This is a genomic window from Caulobacter sp. DWR3-1-2 (assembly GCF_049896225.1).
Lineage (GTDB): Bacteria > Pseudomonadota > Alphaproteobacteria > Caulobacterales > Caulobacteraceae > Caulobacter.
Map to the genome: position 1 here is coordinate 83,357 of NZ_JAFCTW010000013.1, position 15,069 is coordinate 98,425.

The following is a 15,069-nucleotide window of genomic DNA, read 5'->3' on the forward strand; positions in this document are numbered from 1 at the left end:
GGACATTCCATAGAGGGGAGGCCGATGACCGCGACGCCAGCCTCCAGCGCCAGGGACGACACCGCCACCCTCGCCGCCATTGGCGTCGCCGCGGCCTGCCTGGCCGCCACGGCCCATGAAGCGGTCGGTCACGGGGGCGCCTGTCTGGCGGTCGGGGGCCGGGTCGCTCTGCTGTCCAACGTCTTCTTCCATTGCCAAGGCGGCGCGCCAATCGTCGATCTGGCGAGTCCGCTGGGCAATCTGGGCATGGCGTTGGTCGCCCTGGCCGGACTGCTGGTCTGGCGCGGCGCGGGCCAGGCCTCCAAGCTGTTCCTGACGGCGCTGCTGGCCTTCAGCGCCTTCTGGGGCGCGGGGTATCTGCTGCTTTGCGGCTTGACGGGCCAGGGCGACTTCGCCTTCTGGGCCCGCGACGCTCCGGCGACCCCGGCGGCGGTGTGGCGTCCTATCATGATCGCCGCCGGCCTTGGTCTCTCCGCGGGCGCCGTGTTCGTCGTCGCCCGCCTGGCGCCGCGCGGGCCGGCCGGCGAAGCGCCTGCGCACGATCTGGCTGACGGGCGCGCTCGTCGCGATCGTGGCCGTGCTGGCGTTCAAGGGCGCTGGCCGGGCCGAGGCCTTCAAGGAAGCGGCGCAGGAAATCGCCCTGGCCTCGCTGCCGCTGTGGTTCATCGCCGGTGGAGTGGCGAGACGGACGGCCTTGGCCTCGCCGCCGCTGCGTCGCAGCTGGCCGTGGATCTGGCTGGCGACCGCGACCTTCGCGCTGTTCGTCGCGACCCTGGGACACGGCTTGCCTTGACCCGACCGCATCGCCGGAGAAGGGTCGCGCCATGAGCGCTTCCCCGCCTATTACCCTGCTCGCCGGAGCCACCGCCAGCGGCAAGTCCGCCCTGGCCCTGAAGTTGGCCCGCGAGACCGGCGCTGAACTCGTCAACGCCGACTCCATGCAAATCTATGCCGGCATGCCGGTGCTGACGGCCGGTCCCACAGGTGAGGAGCTGGCTCAGGCGCCGCATCACCTGTTCGGCGTCGTCGATGCGGCCAACGGCTGGTCGGTAGCGCGCTGGTTGGAGGCCGCCTCGGCCGCCCTGGCCGAGATCGCCGCGCGCGGCCGGCCCGCGATCGTAGTCGGCGGCACGGGGCTTTACCTCAAGGCCCTGACCCACGGCCTGGCCGACGTGCCGCCGGTGTCCGAGACCCAGCGCGAGGTCTCGGCCCTGCTGTACGCCGCCCTGGGCGAGCCGGAGTTTCGCGACATCCTCGCCGAACTCGACCCCGCCGCCGAGACCCGCATCGAGGTCGGCGACCGCCAGCGCCTGCTGCGCGCCCACGCCGTGGCCATGGCCACCGGCAAGTCCCTGACCGCCTGGCAGACCGACACCCGCCCGACCCTGGCCGAGGGGAGCTGGAAAGGCCTGGTGCTCGAGCCGCCGCGCGCCGAACTCTACGATCGCTGCGACGCGCGGTTAGGTCTGATGGTCGAGAACGGCGCGCTGGACGAGGTGGCGGCGATGGAGGCTCGGGGCCTCGATCCCGCTCTCCCGGCGCTGAAGGCCGTGGGCTACAGGCAATTGGCGGCGTACCTGCGGGGCGAGATCAGCTTGGACGCCGCGCTGGACGACGCTCGCCAGGAGACACGCCGCTACGCCAAGCGGCAGATGACCTGGTTCCGGAACCAGACGCCGGACTGGGAGAGGGTTGACGCACTCGCCCCCTCCGGGTCGCTGCGCGACCCTCCTCCCCCATAGGGAAAAGAGCTCAGGCGTTTAAGCTCCGCCCCCTATGGGGGCGGAGCGGCGACGAAGTCGCCAGGTGGGGGCAAGTTCCCCGAAACAAGGATCTTCCCCATGACCGAACTCGCCCGCCTCGCCGCTGCCGTGGCCGCCCGCCTCACCGAACGGGGCGAGACGCTCGCCGTGGCCGAGTCCTCGACCGGCGGCCTGATTTCGGCCGCCCTGTTGGCCGTACCTGGCGCATCGAAGTTCTATGTGGGCGGGGCCGTGGTCTACACGGCCCGCGCCCGCCTGACCCTGCTGGACATCCCGCAGAAGGCCATGGACGGGCTTCGCTCGGCCAGCGAGCCCTATGCCGTGCTACTGGCGCGGGTCGTGGGCAAGAACCTCAAGGCCACCTGGGGCCTGTCGGAAACCGGGGCGGCTGGGCCGGACGGCAATCGCTATGGCGATCTGGCCGGTCACAGCTGTGTGGCCGTGGTCGGCGGCGAGCAGGAGGTCAGTCTTACCATCGAGACCGGTCTGGATGACCGCGCGACCAATATGCAGCGCTTCGCCGAGCAAGCTCTTGCCCTGCTGCTGAAAACCTTGGGCTAAAATTGGCCCGATGAAGCCTGTGGCGCGTCAGCCACGGGTCGTTTCTTGCGTCAAAGTGCGCCTTGACGCCCTCGCGCGAGCATGGCATTCCCCGATCATCCATTTGGAGCAACACTCGTGCGCAACACCATGATCGTACTTATGGAGCGGCCGTTCGCGGCGTGACCTAGAAGTCACGCTGATAGATCGGTCGCGCGTACAAAAGGTCCTTCGGGACCTTTTTTCTTTTCTGCTCTGCTCCAAGCCAAGCTTCCAAGCCCCCGGACACCGCCATGACCGCCCACCAGACCATCGAGAGCCAGGCTCCCGCCCAGCCCCAAAATGATCGCGCCATGACCGGCGCCGAGATCGTGGTTCGCGGCCTGGTAGACCAGGGTGTCGAGGTTTTGTTCGGCTATCCGGGCGGGGCGGTCCTGCCGATCTATGACGCGCTGTTCCACGAGCCGCGCCTGCAGCATATTTTGGTGCGCCACGAGCAAGGCGCGACCCACGCCGCCGAAGGCTATGCCCGCAGCTCAGGCAAGCCTGGCGTTGTCCTGGTCACCTCGGGGCCGGGCGCGACCAACGCCATCACCGGCATCATGGACGCCCTGATGGACTCCATCCCAATGGTCATCATCACCGGCCAGGTCCCGACGCACCTGATCGGCACCGACGCGTTCCAGGAAGCCGACACCGTCGGCATGACCCGCTCCTGCACCAAGCACAACTACCTGGTGAAAGACGTCCGCGACCTGCCGCGGATCATCCACGAGGCGTTCGAGATCGCCACCACCGGCCGGCCCGGCCCCGTGCTGATCGACATCCCCAAGGACGTGCAGTTCGCCCAGGGTGAATATTATGGCCCGACCGAGGTGTCTTCGACCCACGCCTACAATCCGCGCACCAAGGGTGACCAAAACCGCATCGCCGAGGCCGCAAAGCTGATCGCCCAGGCGCGCCGGCCAATCTTCTATACGGGCGGCGGCGTCATCAACGCGGGTCCCAAGGCCAGCGAGGCCCTGCGGCAGTTCCAGGCCATGACCGGCGCGCCGGTCACGTCGACCCTGATGGGCCTGGGCGCCTTCCCGGCGGCGGACCCCGCCTGGCTGGGCATGCTGGGCATGCACGGCACGTTCGAGGCCAACAACGCGATGCACGACTGCGACGTGATGATCTGCGTCGGCGCGCGCTTCGACGACCGGGTCACGGGGCGCCTCGACGCCTTCTCGCCGGGCAGCAAGAAGATCCACATCGATATCGACGCCTCTTCGATCAACAAGAACGTCCGCATCGACCTGCCGATCATCGGCGACGCCGGCAGCATCCTCGATGACCTGATCACCGCCTGGAAGGCGGCCGGCCACCAAGCCAACAAGGCAGCCCTGAGCGACTGGTGGGCCCAGATCGACACCTGGCGCGCCCGCCAGTGCCTGAACTATCGCGGCTCGGAAACGGTGATCAAACCGCAATACGCGGTCGAGCGGCTGTACGCCCTGACCCGCGACAAGGACGTCTACATCACGACGGAAGTTGGTCAGCATCAGATGTGGGCCGCGCAGTTCTTCCGCTTCGAGGAGCCCAATCGCTGGATGACCTCCGGGGGCCTCGGCACCATGGGCTACGGCCTGCCCGCCGCCATCGGCGTGCAACTGGCCCATCCTGGCAGCCTGGTCATCGACATCGCCGGCGAGGCCTCGATCCAGATGTGTATCCAGGAGCTGTCGACGGCGATCCAGTTCAACCTGCCGGTCAAGATCTTCATCCTCAATAACGAGTGGATGGGCATGGTCCGCCAGTGGCAGCAACTGCTGCACGGCGAGCGCTACAGCCACTCCTATTCCGACAGCCTGCCCGACTTCGTGAAGCTGGCCGAGGCCTATGGCGCGGTCGGCATCCGCTGCAGTGATCCGGCCGAGCTGGATGAGAAGATCCTGCAGATGATCAACAGCGACAAGGTCGTGGTCTTCGACTGCCGCGTCGAGAAGCACGAGAACTGCCTGCCGATGATCCCCTCGGGCAAGGCCCACAACGAGATGATCATGGGCGACGTCGAGGACATCGGGAATGTGATCGGGGCGGCGGGGGCTGGGTTGGTCTAGAGCGCCACCTTTCTTGCCGGCCGCTCTGCTGTAGCTTGCCGGCGAACTTCCCGGAGACCTCATGCCGCCGCTTCAGATCGCCCTGGCCGCCGCGCCCGTCGTGTTCGCCCTCGTGGCGGGGGCGTTCAGCCTGTTCCAATGGCTGCTGGCGGCGCGCGAGCGGTCGGATGAGCGGGACGACGAACTCCTGGCCTGGGGCTCGAAGGTGATGGACGCCATGGCCGAGTTGGAAACGCTCTGCGCCAATCCCGCCAGCCTATGGCCGGGCGTCGGGTTCGATCGCGAACGCCTGGCCATTGCCGCACGGCTTTCCAGCCTGGTCGATCAGGGCCGAATGTTCTTTCCCAATGTCCAAACCAGAGGCCAGCAGCGCGGAGACAAGCCCGCAGCCTATCGGGGTTCGCGGGTGGTCATCCTCGACCAGGTGATCGTCGGCTATGACGTCGCCCATCTGATCCCGGAGGCCGGCCTTGAGCGGAAAGGCCTCTTGCAACAGCCGTTGCGAGACGCCCGCCGCGAGTTCGTATCCCTGCTACAAAAAGAAGTCGGATCGAGCCGGCGCCACTCGGCCGCGGTCCGCGAGACCCGCCCCGCCATCAAGATTCGCTTGGAAGACCTATCATGAGCACAACCAGCCAACCCGCCTCCGCCTATGACATGCCCGGCGCGGCCCAACTAGAGCTGACCGCGACCTTCGCCCTGCTCGTCGACAATGAGCCGGGCGTGCTCCACCGGGTGGTCGGGCTGTTCGCCGCGCGGGGCTACAACATCGAGAGCCTGACGGTGGCCGAGACCGATCACAAGGCCCATACCAGCCGCATCACCGTGGTCACCCGTGGCACGCGCCAGGTGCTGGACCAGATCGAGGCCCAGCTCAACAAGGTGGTCAATGTCCGGCGCGTGCATGACGTGACCCGCGACCCGAACGGCGTCGAACGTGAGTTGGCCCTGGTCAAGGTGCGCGGCTCGGGCGTCGATCGGGTCGAGGCCCTGCGCATCGCCGAGATCTTCCGCGCCAAGCCCGTGGACACCACACTGGAGAGCTTCGTGTTCGAGATCAGCGGCGCGCCATCGAAGATCGACAAGTTCCTCGATCTGATGCGGCCGCTGGGATTGGTGGAACTGTCCCGTACGGGCGTGCTTTCCATCGAGCGGGGCGTTGAAGGAATGTAGTCATGACGGGCGCGACGCTATTGGCCGGTCTTCTGGCGGGGTTCGCCCTCGCTGGTCAGCAACCCGCGCCTCAAACGGTTTTGCCGACCGATCCCGCCGTCTGGTGGGCGCCGGAAATTCCCAGGGTCCCGTCCGAACAGGATCCGCTGCAAAATCGCCGGCTGGCGCGTAACGAAAAGCTCGTGCCAATCGACAATGGCGTCGATCCCCTGCTCTACCGCCTGTGGGGCCTGCAGCCCCTGCAAGCCCAGTTGATCAAGCGCGGCGAACTGATCCTCGAGGTCTGGGCCCGCCCCGCCTTGGGCGTGCGCCAGGCCATCGTTCGGGTCACCGTCCGCCGCGATGGTCGCGCGTTCGTTCAAGCCCGGGCCGGGCTGGGCTGTTGCACCCCCGAGATCAGCCGCCGAGTCGACATCGACGCCGAACTGGCGCCGCAGCAGATCGCTGCGCTCAAGGCGCTGGTCGGCGCTCCGCTGTGGAGCCAGCCGCGTTCGGTAATCGTCGACTACGGCGGCGGAGCCATCGCGCCGGTGTGCCTTGACGGTATTTCCTGGGACGTCACCCTGCTGGTTCCCGGTCAGGCGCGGCATCTGCGCAGGGCCTGCGACGACACTGAGGTGGGATCCATCGCGCCTGTTCTCACGGCGGCGCTGTCGGCGGCTACCGGCCACGACTCCAGGTTCGACGTCATGTTCGCGCGCGGCGGCGATTTCTCGCGCCAGCAACGAGCCTATGACGCTCTGATCGCCTCGGGCGGCCGACTGAAGGGCGAAAGCAGCCGGACCCAACCCCCGGCGGTCCCTTTGCCACTAGACGACGGATCTGGATTGGACGCGGTGTCACAAGTATCCCCGACAAGGGGCGCGAACTGACAACTTCCTATGCGCGCCCGTCGCCGTGGACACACTCTTAAATTGCAATTGACGGATAACAGCGTTATCAGGCTTGGCCGTCACCTCGGGAGGGAAAGCCATGTTGAAGACCGTCATCCTGAAATCCATGCTGGCCGCGGCGAGCGTTGGCGCCGTGATCGGCGCGGCGTCGATGGCCCAGGCCACGCCTCACACGCCGTAGATCAAGTAAGACCCGATCGCGGAGCATCCGCCCATCCCCGCCGGTTTGAACGCCGCGTGCACGACGGCGCCCGACGACGGCTATCCGGCGAGCAAGACCTGTCCGGTGATCTACTACGGTGACGACAAGACCTGGATCTACAGCTTCAATGACAATCGGACGTCCTTCGCCCTGGTCACCTACGACAGCGCCGGAAACGTCTTATGGAACCTCCAACGCGACGGCGCGCGCTATGCCTTCGACGCGATCAGCGACGACAAGGGCGAGAAGATCACCATCTTCGGCCAGGACAAGCAGTTCATCGCTGTCAACTGGTCCGACCTGCCGCACTAGAGAATTTTCGAGCGAAGTGGTTCCGGTTCGCGTGCAGAAAAATGCGTCAAAACAAAAGATTAGAGCTCACGGCCTGACGCAGTCAGGTCGGGAAATGCTCTAGGGAGGACGCCCTGGGCGCGCCTCAACCCACCTTCAGCACATTGAAGCGGTAGAGCAGCGCGCCCAGCACCGCCCCGATCGCCGGCGCCACGAAGAACAGCCACAACTGGGCCAGGGTCTGTCCGCCCATAGAGATGGCAGGGCCGAAGCTACGGGCCGGATTGACCGAGACGCCGGTCACCTGAATGCCAACGATGTGGATTACCGCGAGGGCGATGCCGATCCCCAGGCCCGCGAAGCCGGGCGCGGCGTCGGTGCCGGTCGACCCCAGGATGACGATGACAAAGAGCGCCGTCATCACCACCTCGAACAGGAAGGCCGCCTGCACTGGGAACGCGCCGCCGTAGCCAGAACCCCAACCATTCTGGCCCAAGCCGTGGGCCGTGCCGCCCGCGATGGCCAGCAACACCGCCGCCCCCGCCGTCGCGCCGACAAACTGAGCGGCCTAATAGAGCACCATCTCCTTGGCGCTGATGCGATTGGCGACGATGGCCGCCAAGCTGACCGCCGGATTGACGTGACAGCCGGACACCGGGCCGATGCCGTAGGCCATGGCGATGATCGCGAACCCGAACGCCAAGGCTATGCCCAGTTGTCCGACATGATCGCCGCCCAACACCGCCGCGCCGCAGCCAAACAAGACCAGAGCAAACGTGCCGACGAACTCGGCAACGAGTTTTGACATTTGACCGCCTCCCTCACCCGCGCCCATCTGCACCTCGAAGGCAGGCGCGGCGAGCTTGTCTCTGTTGGGCGAGTGTTGGAATAGGCGAAATCTCTAGGCGATCGGGCGGGCCGCCCCAGGACGCGCCGGGCTTAGGTCTCGACCAGCATGTCTGGACGGCCCCGCAGGCGGGCGACGTCACGCAGAGGCGGCGCGCCGAACAGCCTGGCGTATTCGCGGCTGAACTGCGAGGCGCTATCGTAGCCCACGGCATGGCCGGCCGACCCCGCGTCCAGGCGCTGCACCAAGATCAGCTTGCGCGCCTCCTGCAGGCGAAGCTGCTTCTGGTACTGAAGGGGGCTGAGGGCGGTGACCGCCTTGAAATGGCGATGTAGGGCCGAAGGACTCATGCGGGCCTCGGCGGCCAGATCCTCGATGCGGAACGGCTCGTCGAAGTGTTGCTTGATCCAGCCAATCGCCCGGCGGACCTGACGCATGCGGCCATTGGCCCGGGTAATCTGGGCCAAGCGTGGCCCCTGGTCACCCAGCAAGATGCGATAGAGGATCTCGCGCTCGATCAGCGGCGCGAGCACGGCGGCGTCGCGCGGGGTCTCCATCAACCGCACCATTCGCATCACCGCGTCCAGCAGCGGCGGATTGACCTCGCTGACCGCCATGGCCCCGATCAGGGGACCGCCGTCATGGGCCAGGGCCGCCTCGGCGCCCGTCTGCAGCAGCAGGTCGCCGATCACCTCGGGATCCAGTTCCATGCGGAAACAGAGATAGGGCGTCTCAGGTGTCGCCTCGATCACTTGGCCGATCACTGGCAGGTCGACCGACACCACGACATAGCGCAGGGCGTCATAGATCAGGGTTTGGCCGCCACTGATCACCTGCTTGGTTCCTTGGGCCACCACGCAGGCGGCGGCGCCGAACACCCCATGCACCGGTTCGCTCGGCTGGCTGGTCCGCACCACCGCGCAACGCGGGCCGCAGACCTCATACGAACCGTCTTGCGGGGCGTATCGTTCAATCAACGCGGCGAGTTCGCCCTGTTCGGCCATGAGAAATTCCTTTCCGCAACGCCCACTCTCCTAGCCAAGCCACGAACATGCGTCACGCCTTCGGGAGATGATGTGCAGGATCGTGCAATCAAGGCGGAGCATCGGTCTATCGAACATCGGTCGGCATAAGTCACATTGGCGAGGTCGGCGTCGTCACCGTCCTTGTCTGGTCGTGGCGAAGCCGCCTGCCCCCGAGGTCTTCATGAAATACTATCCCAAGATCGCGCGCTGGGTGTCCGGTGTGTGGGCCAGCGCCGATGGCGTCGCCCTGGAACTGCGCATGGACGGCCGGTTCGAAGAACGCCACGACGGCGAGGTCGTGTTCACCGGCCATTACGAGATGGAAGGCGACGACGTGCGCCTGTTCGAGGATGGCGGCGGCCTGCTGATTGGCCGCCTTACAGAGGGCCGTCTTAGCTTGGGGCCGCCGCCTCGCCCGCGCGATGTCGGTCGATTTCCGGCTCGAAACCAACGTCGGACTTCCCTCGGCCGATCGCACCCCCTATATTGAGTTTGTCCGGGTTCGCTCGGACTATGGGGATAAACGCGCACGTAATAAGCGGACTGGACCCGGGTGCGATTCCCGGCGGCTCCACCAAATCTCTCCCGAGTTATCGCGGGACTGCATGGGGCCGATCAGCATCGACAGACGTGTAAAGGTGTATGCTTTCTCTCGGCGTGGCTCACCGTTTCGGGCCATTTTTCTAAATGCGAACGATAACTTCGCTGAAGAGTTCGCCATCGCCGCGTAATGCGGTGCGGGTGATCTCGCCTCTTAAGTCCTAGGGGTTCAGATCCCTAGGCGGGGCCCGGAGGGAGCCTGCCAACAGAATCCCTCCACTTTCCACCAGAACGCGGCGCTTTACCTCCCCAAAGCGGGGAGGGAATAAAAACGGCGCGCCCCCACCTTCTCCCCGCCACCGCGACACGCTACTCTCCGCGCTTCGTTTCCAGTTCTTGCTTTTCGATGGACCGCATGGCCCAGACCAATCCGCCTGAAGACCTGATGCAATACGAGGCGATGGCCCAGGACGCACTGCGTGGCGTGGTCAAGGCCGCCCTGCGCAAGGCCGCCGCTCCCGGCGGCCTGCCCGAGCCCCATCATCTGTACATCACCTTCAAGACCCAGGCGGCCGGCGTGTCGGGGCCGCAGGACCTTCTCGGCAAGTATCCCGATGAGATGACCATCATCCTGCAGCACCAGTACTGGGACCTGGCGCCGGGCGAGACCTTCTTCTCGGTCACCCTGAAGTTCGGCGGCCAGCCCAAGCGTTTGTCGGTGCCCTATGCAGCCGTGACGCGGTTCTACGATCCATCGGTGCAATTTGCCTTGCAGTTCGAGGCGCCCGAGATCGTGCCGCAGGCGCCGGAGCCGGACCCAGAGCCCGAAACCACTGGGCCATCCGAGGGCGGCGAGGACGCGCCGAAGATCATCTCCCTCGACCAGTTCCGCAAGAAGTAGTCGCGCGTGAGCGACATCGCCCCAAACGAGGTGGTTTCGGACACCCCGCAGGCCCTGACGGACGAGGCGATCCTGGCGCGATTCCATGCCGCCAAGACCGTGCCGGGCAGCGCCCGCACGCTGGGCTTTCGCATGGTGTCGGTGAATCAGGCCGAACGGCGCGTCGAGATCGCCTTCGAGCCGTCGATCGAGGCCGTGGGCAACCCGATGGGCCAGGTGCAGGGCGGCTATGTCAGCGCCATGCTGGACGAATGCATGTCGGTGGCGGGCATGATCACCTCGGGCATGACCTGCGTGGTCCCGACGCTGGAGATGAAGACCAGCTTCCTGCGACCTGCCATTCCCGGCCCGCTGCGGGGCGTCGGCTGGGTGGTCAAGTGGGGCAAGACCGTCTGCTTTACCGAGGGCGAGCTCTACGATCCCCAAGGCCGTCTGCTGGCCAAGGCCAGCGCCACGGCCATCCCCACGCCCTTCGCGAAGTTCAAGAAGTAGAGCGCGATGCGGCGTATCGCGGGCCTGTTTCTGGGTTTGCTGCTGCTGGCCGCGCCCGCTCTCGCCCAGAGTCGGGTTTCTCCCGCCGCGCCAACGCCTTCCAGCCCCTACCGGAGTCCGTTCGCCAATTGGGCCGCCGTCGTTGTCGCCGGTGACTGGCACGCCCATTCGGATGGCCCGACAGAAGCGTTCGACAACGCCCGCCGCGACGTCAGCCTGACCCTGGCGGATCTGGGTTTCGCGCGCGACGCCATAAGACAGTATTCCGTACGGCCCGAGCGTTATCCCGCCGTGAGGCCCGGAAAGACCGACCTCGGCGTCATTCACGCCGGACTGCGCAAGCTGGCCGCCCGAAACACGGCCGGCTGTCTGTTCTACATAAGCAGCCATGGCGCGCCGGAGGGGGTGGTGCTGGACGAGGGGATTTTGCCGCCTCACCTGCTGGCGGCGGTGATCAACGACGCCTGTCCCGGCCGCCCCTCGATCGTGGTGATCTCCGCCTGTTTCTCCGGTGTGTTCGTGGCGCCCCTTCAAAAGAGCAACCGGATGATCCTGACGGCGGCGCGATCGGATCGCGCCTCGTTCGGCTGCAGCGCGGACGACAAGTATCCCTATTTCGACGACTGCTTCCTGTCGTCGGCACCTTTGGCTCCCGACTTCGCCGCCTTGGGCCGGGCTGTGCAGACCTGCGTGGCCAGGAAGGAGCGGGACACCGGCGCGCAGCCGCCCTCGGAGCCGCAGTTGTGGATCGGGGCCGACCTGCGCCCTCTGCTGCCGCTCTACACCCTCTCACACCCTCCGCCGAAGCCCACCGCGCGGCCGCCGGCTAGGCTCAAGAGGCCGGCGCCCAAGCGTTGAGGATCGAAAGTCTGCGGGAAAGAGCTCCGGCGGCGCCACGAATCCTTTGATCCGTCGCCCGGGCGCCCTAGAAGTTTGATCATCCCCTGCCCTAACCATTGAGGTCTTGTTCGTGGCGCTGCGTCTTTCGTTCAAGGCCGCCGCGTTGGCGGCGCTCATCGGCAGCGTGTTCTTCGGCGCGTCGATGGTCGAAGCCCAGGACGCCGTCGCGCCGCCGCCACCTGCCGCCGCGGTCGCCACACCTGGCGCGCCCATCCCCTACACGGCCACCGTCAAGCGTCGCCCCCGCAGAGTAAGCTCCGCGCCGACCCGCACGCTGTCCGTCGGCTCCCCCTTGACCACGACCAGCGCGGCGATCGCCGCCGCCGCTCCAACGCCCGTGCCGGTCACCGCCGCCCCCCTGCCGGCCGCTGATCTTGAGGCCTATGTCGATGGGGTCGTGCGCAGCAGCATGGCCCGCGACCACATCGCCGGGGTGACTATCGCCGTGGTCCAGAACGGCCAAGTCGTTTTGAAAAAGGGCTATGGCGTCGCCAGCGTGACCGGCGGCCGGCGCGTCGATCCCGACAAGACCCTGTTCCGGGTGGGCTCGATTTCCAAGACCTTCACCTGGATCGCCCTGATGAACGAGGTCGAGGCCGGGCGCATACGGCTGGATACCCCGGTCAACATCTACCTGCCCGAAAAGCTGCAGTTGAAGGACCAGGGCAAGAAGAGCCCCGTGCGGCTGCGCGATCTGATGACCCACACCGCAGGGTTCGAGGACCGGGCGCTGGGCCAACTGTTCGAACGCGATGCGCGTCGCGAGCGGTCGCTGGAGCTCTATCTGCGCCAGGAGCGTCCCAACCGCGTGCGCGAACCAGGCGTCCTGCCCGCCTATTCCAACTATGGCGTCGCCCTGGCCGGCGAGGCCCTGGCCAATGTGACCGGAAAGCCGTTCGAGCAGTTGGTCACCGAGCAGGTGATCTTCCCCGCCGGCCTGACCCACACCACCTTCCGCGAGGATCGCCCGTGGCGCGCCGACCTGCCCGCGCCGATGTCGCCGGCCCTGGCCGCCGATCGCTCGGACGGCTTCCGCTGGACCCCGCTGGGCTTCCACACTGAAGCGCCGGAATATATCGGCCACATCGCCCCCGCCGGATCGGCATCCAGCACGGCCGGCGACATGGCCCGCTACATGACCCTGCTGCTGAACGGCGGGACGATCGACGGCAGGACAGTGTTCTCGCCCAAGACCAGCGCCGCGTTCCGCACGCCGATGTACCGTCCGGCCGAAGGCGCGCCGGGCTGGAACGCCGGCTTCATGGACATCCCCCTGCCGGGCGGCCACCGCGGCTTCGGCCATGCCGGCGCGACGCTGTGGTTCCACTCCAACATGGTCATGGTTCCGGACCTGGGCCTGGGCGTATTCATCGCCGTCAACACCGACACAGGCGTTGATTTGCCCGCCACCCTGCCGGCGGCCATCATCGAGCGCTTCTACGCCCCTCGCCCCGAGGTTCCTGTCGCCAGCCGCATGAGCGTCGCGGAGGCCAAGGCCTATGGGGGCCAGTTCCTGACCACCCGGCGCTCCTATGGTGGGCTGGAAGGCTTCATCGACCGGATGATCGGCGACGCCTCGGTGCGCGCCGCGCCGGACGGGCGTCTGACCCTCACCCTCGACGGCAAGTCCAGCCAGTGGACGGCGACCGACAAGCCGGATGTCTTTGCCCCAGTCAGCGGTCCTGGCCTGCTGGTGTTCCAGCGCGAAGAGGGTCGCGTCGTGCGCTTCTTCTCGCCCATGGGGTTCGCGGCGTTCGAGCGCATCGGCTTCCCGCACGGGCTGGGCCTGTTTATGACCTTCGCGATCCTGACGGGGCTGGCTTCGATCGCCACCCTGATCGGCGTCGTCACCCGAGACCGCCGCGAGTCACGCCAGACCCCGACCCAGGCCCTTGCCAGCCTGTTGCAGATCACCCAGGCGGTGCTGTGGCTGACCGCCCTGGCCGGCGTCGGGATCTTTGCGTCCGGATCGCGCGACATCGCCAAGGTGTTCTATGGCTGGCCCAGCGGTTGGCTGCTGACCGCTTCGGCGTGCGCCTTCGTGGCCGCCTTGCTGACCCTGGCCACCCTGTTCATGGCGCCCGTGGTGTGGCGCGGCGGGCGGCGGGTCGACAGCTGGACATCGCTGCGCAAGCTGGGCTTCACCTGCACCACGCTGGTTTTCCTGGGCTTCGCGGTAATCCTGTCGACCTGGGGCTTCCTGGAATTCTGGAACACGTAGGCTTCTTGCCCAAAAAGACAGGCACGCGAACTGCAACCAGACCCCCGAAGAAACATCCGGGGGAGCGGATCGTGTCAAAGCAGGACGTCATCGTTTTCACAGGCGCCGGGTTCCTGGCCTGGCTGGCCGCGACGTTGTTCTACGCGGCCTATGGCGACGGCTTGCTGGAGAAGGCCTTCTGGTTCTACGCCCTGAACGCCTTCGGCGCGGCCGCCCTGGCGACGTTCGTGTTCCAGGTCACGGCCCGGCTGCGGCGAATTCCCTGCGGCCAGCGGCTGTTCCCGGCCCTGGCCTTCGGCCTGCCCATCCTGGTCGGGGGCGACCTGGTGGTCGTCAATTTCCAGCAGCTGATGTCGGACGATCCGGTCAGCCTGGGCCGCTACGGCGCCTTCGTGGTGGTGCTGCTCATCGGGATCGGCGCTTCAATCTTCGAGCGTGGCGCGCAGAAAGCGCGAGTCTAGCTTTCGCACCACGATGACGATCCGCTCGCGCTCGGCCGGGCGGCGTTCGACCAGCAGCCGGGCGACCTGGGCGTCGTCATGGAAGGCGTAGCCCTTGATGGCGTCCAGCAGGGCCTTGGCCAGGTTGTCGAGGTCCATCCACGGCGGTTCGCCGACGAACTCCATGCCGATCTCGACCGAAAATTCGCCCCAGGCCGGCCGTGATCCGCGCCAGACCTTGCGGAAGAATTCGTAGATCAGGGGCTTGTAGTATTTGGCCTGGGTGGTCAGGCCATCGACCACCAGGGTCAACTCGCCGCCGTCCTCGCGGGCCCGGACCTTGCCGTGATGGACCCAGCCGTGATCCATGCTCAGGCGATCGGCTCGACCTTGACGGCGGTGCCATAGGCCAACACCTCGGTGATGCCGTCCATGATCTCGTTGGCGTCGTAGCGCATGGCCAGGATGGCGTTGGCCCCCGTTTCGGCGGCATGGGCCACCAACAGGTCATAGGCTTCCTTGCGGGCCGCCTCGGCCAGGTTGACATAGATCGACAGCTTGCCGCCGAAGATCGACTGAATCGAGCCGCCGATATTGCCGATCACGCTGCGCGAGCGAACGGTGACGCCGCGCACCAGGCCCAGATGGGCGACGATGCGATAACCGGGCAGATCATTGGTGGTGGCGACGAGCATGAGTGTCTCCTGTGCGTTCGGCTGGTATAGCCGACCCTCCGTCG

Annotated in this window: 18 protein-coding genes, 1 other RNA gene and 1 pseudogene; 16 read left to right on the forward strand and 4 right to left on the reverse strand. The window is 66.6% G+C overall.

What is annotated here, in order from left to right:
* Positions 1–24 precede the first annotated feature (24 nt).
* The 9 genes from ACP696_RS16870 to ACP696_RS16910 all read left to right on the forward strand — a co-directional run bounded on the left by ACP696_RS16870 (position 25) and on the right by ACP696_RS16910 (position 6,985).
* Entirely contained in the window at positions 25–828 is an 804-nt protein-coding gene (locus ACP696_RS16870) for a hypothetical protein (protein ID WP_426044069.1), read from the forward strand.
* Positions 825–1,742, forward strand: coding sequence for a tRNA (adenosine(37)-N6)-dimethylallyltransferase MiaA (gene miaA, locus ACP696_RS16875; protein WP_426044070.1), 918 nt, complete (start codon positions 825–827; stop codon positions 1,740–1,742). The genes ACP696_RS16870 and miaA overlap by 4 nt, the downstream gene beginning before the upstream one ends.
* A 99-nt stretch (positions 1,743–1,841) precedes the next feature.
* Positions 1,842–2,324: a CinA family protein gene (locus tag ACP696_RS16880; protein ID WP_426013422.1), complete on the forward strand. Its 483-nt coding sequence runs from the start codon at positions 1,842–1,844 to the stop codon at positions 2,322–2,324.
* Between the two features lie 117 nt (positions 2,325–2,441).
* Positions 2,442–2,489: a hypothetical protein gene (locus tag ACP696_RS16885; protein ID WP_426013791.1), complete on the forward strand. Its 48-nt coding sequence runs from the start codon at positions 2,442–2,444 to the stop codon at positions 2,487–2,489.
* Between the two features lie 107 nt (positions 2,490–2,596).
* Complete coding sequence (locus ACP696_RS16890) at positions 2,597–4,405, forward strand: acetolactate synthase 3 large subunit (RefSeq protein ID WP_426013423.1); 1,809 nt, start codon at positions 2,597–2,599, stop codon at positions 4,403–4,405.
* A gap of 61 nt (positions 4,406–4,466) precedes the next feature.
* A complete protein-coding gene (locus ACP696_RS16895; RefSeq protein ID WP_426013425.1) occupies positions 4,467–5,030 on the forward strand; it encodes a hypothetical protein in 564 nt (187 codons plus the stop codon).
* Positions 5,027–5,578, forward strand: coding sequence for an acetolactate synthase small subunit (gene ilvN, locus ACP696_RS16900; protein ID WP_426013427.1), 552 nt, complete (start codon positions 5,027–5,029; stop codon positions 5,576–5,578). The genes ACP696_RS16895 and ilvN overlap by 4 nt, the downstream gene beginning before the upstream one ends.
* Positions 5,579–5,580: 2 nt before the next feature.
* Complete coding sequence (locus ACP696_RS16905) at positions 5,581–6,450, forward strand: hypothetical protein (protein ID WP_426029828.1); 870 nt, start codon at positions 5,581–5,583, stop codon at positions 6,448–6,450.
* A 307-nt stretch (positions 6,451–6,757) separates the two neighbouring features.
* Positions 6,758–6,985, forward strand: a complete 228-nt coding sequence (locus ACP696_RS16910) for a hypothetical protein (protein ID WP_426044071.1) — start codon at positions 6,758–6,760, stop codon at positions 6,983–6,985.
* A 124-nt stretch (positions 6,986–7,109) separates the two neighbouring features.
* Here ACP696_RS16910 and ACP696_RS16915 read toward each other — a convergent pair.
* A pseudogene (locus tag ACP696_RS16915) lies at positions 7,110–7,799 on the reverse strand (aquaporin).
* A 104-nt stretch (positions 7,800–7,903) separates the two neighbouring features.
* A complete protein-coding gene (locus tag ACP696_RS16920; protein ID WP_426044072.1) occupies positions 7,904–8,815 on the reverse strand; it encodes an AraC family transcriptional regulator N-terminal domain-containing protein in 912 nt (303 codons plus the stop codon).
* A gap of 202 nt (positions 8,816–9,017) precedes the next feature.
* On the opposite strand from ACP696_RS16920, the gene ACP696_RS16925 reads away from it, so the two are divergent.
* From ACP696_RS16925 to ACP696_RS16955, 7 genes are all read left to right on the forward strand, one after another.
* Positions 9,018–9,326 (forward strand): Atu4866 domain-containing protein, encoded by a 309-nt coding sequence (locus ACP696_RS16925; RefSeq protein WP_426044073.1) that lies wholly within the window; start codon positions 9,018–9,020, stop codon positions 9,324–9,326.
* Positions 9,292–9,657, forward strand: a transfer-messenger RNA (tmRNA) gene (gene ssrA, locus ACP696_RS16930). The genes ACP696_RS16925 and ssrA overlap by 35 nt, the downstream gene beginning before the upstream one ends.
* A gap of 134 nt (positions 9,658–9,791) precedes the next feature.
* Complete coding sequence (locus ACP696_RS16935; protein WP_426013439.1) at positions 9,792–10,277, forward strand: SspB family protein; 486 nt, start codon at positions 9,792–9,794, stop codon at positions 10,275–10,277.
* 6 nt (positions 10,278–10,283) lie between these two features.
* Entirely contained in the window at positions 10,284–10,769 is a 486-nt protein-coding gene (locus tag ACP696_RS16940; RefSeq protein ID WP_426044074.1) for a PaaI family thioesterase, read from the forward strand.
* A 6-nt stretch (positions 10,770–10,775) separates the two neighbouring features.
* Complete coding sequence (locus ACP696_RS16945) at positions 10,776–11,627, forward strand: C13 family peptidase (RefSeq protein ID WP_426044075.1); 852 nt, start codon at positions 10,776–10,778, stop codon at positions 11,625–11,627.
* Positions 11,628–11,739: 112 nt separating this feature from the next.
* On the forward strand, positions 11,740–13,890 hold the full coding sequence (locus ACP696_RS16950) for a serine hydrolase (protein WP_426044076.1): 2,151 nt from the start codon (positions 11,740–11,742) through the stop codon (positions 13,888–13,890).
* Between the two features lie 71 nt (positions 13,891–13,961).
* A complete protein-coding gene (locus ACP696_RS16955) occupies positions 13,962–14,351 on the forward strand; it encodes a hypothetical protein (RefSeq protein ID WP_426013447.1) in 390 nt (129 codons plus the stop codon).
* On the opposite strand, the gene ACP696_RS16960 is transcribed toward ACP696_RS16955, so the two are convergent.
* The gene (locus ACP696_RS16960; RefSeq protein WP_426013449.1) at positions 14,313–14,699 is read right to left on the reverse strand and encodes a RusA family crossover junction endodeoxyribonuclease; all 387 of its coding nucleotides are present in this window, start codon (positions 14,697–14,699) and stop codon (positions 14,313–14,315) included. The two genes, ACP696_RS16955 and ACP696_RS16960, sit on opposite strands and share 39 nt — an antisense overlap.
* A gap of 2 nt (positions 14,700–14,701) precedes the next feature.
* A complete protein-coding gene (locus tag ACP696_RS16965; RefSeq protein WP_426013451.1) occupies positions 14,702–15,025 on the reverse strand; it encodes a YbjQ family protein in 324 nt (107 codons plus the stop codon).
* Positions 15,026–15,069 lie beyond the last annotated feature (44 nt).

Bases quoted from the DNA above. Each gene is read 5' to 3' on its own strand.
- ACP696_RS16925 (WP_426044073.1), top strand. From the start codon at position 9,018: ATGAAATACTATCCCAAGATCGCGCGCTGGGTGTCCGGTGTGTGGGCC.
- ACP696_RS16895 (WP_426013425.1), top strand. From the start codon at position 4,467: ATGCCGCCGCTTCAGATCGCCCTGGCCGCCGCGCCCGTCGTGTTCGCC.
- ACP696_RS16870 (WP_426044069.1), top strand. From the start codon at position 25: ATGACCGCGACGCCAGCCTCCAGCGCCAGGGACGACACCGCCACCCTC.
- ACP696_RS16965 (WP_426013451.1), bottom strand. From the start codon at position 15,025: ATGCTCGTCGCCACCACCAATGATCTGCCCGGTTATCGCATCGTCGCC.
- ACP696_RS16920 (WP_426044072.1), bottom strand. From the start codon at position 8,815: ATGGCCGAACAGGGCGAACTCGCCGCGTTGATTGAACGATACGCCCCG.
- ACP696_RS16890 (WP_426013423.1), top strand. From the start codon at position 2,597: ATGACCGCCCACCAGACCATCGAGAGCCAGGCTCCCGCCCAGCCCCAA.
- ACP696_RS16935 (WP_426013439.1), top strand. From the start codon at position 9,792: ATGGCCCAGACCAATCCGCCTGAAGACCTGATGCAATACGAGGCGATG.
- miaA (WP_426044070.1), top strand. From the start codon at position 825: ATGAGCGCTTCCCCGCCTATTACCCTGCTCGCCGGAGCCACCGCCAGC.
- ACP696_RS16945 (WP_426044075.1), top strand. From the start codon at position 10,776: ATGCGGCGTATCGCGGGCCTGTTTCTGGGTTTGCTGCTGCTGGCCGCG.
- ACP696_RS16880 (WP_426013422.1), top strand. From the start codon at position 1,842: ATGACCGAACTCGCCCGCCTCGCCGCTGCCGTGGCCGCCCGCCTCACC.
- ilvN (WP_426013427.1), top strand. From the start codon at position 5,027: ATGAGCACAACCAGCCAACCCGCCTCCGCCTATGACATGCCCGGCGCG.
- ACP696_RS16905 (WP_426029828.1), top strand. From the start codon at position 5,581: ATGACGGGCGCGACGCTATTGGCCGGTCTTCTGGCGGGGTTCGCCCTC.
- ACP696_RS16960 (WP_426013449.1), bottom strand. From the start codon at position 14,699: ATGGATCACGGCTGGGTCCATCACGGCAAGGTCCGGGCCCGCGAGGAC.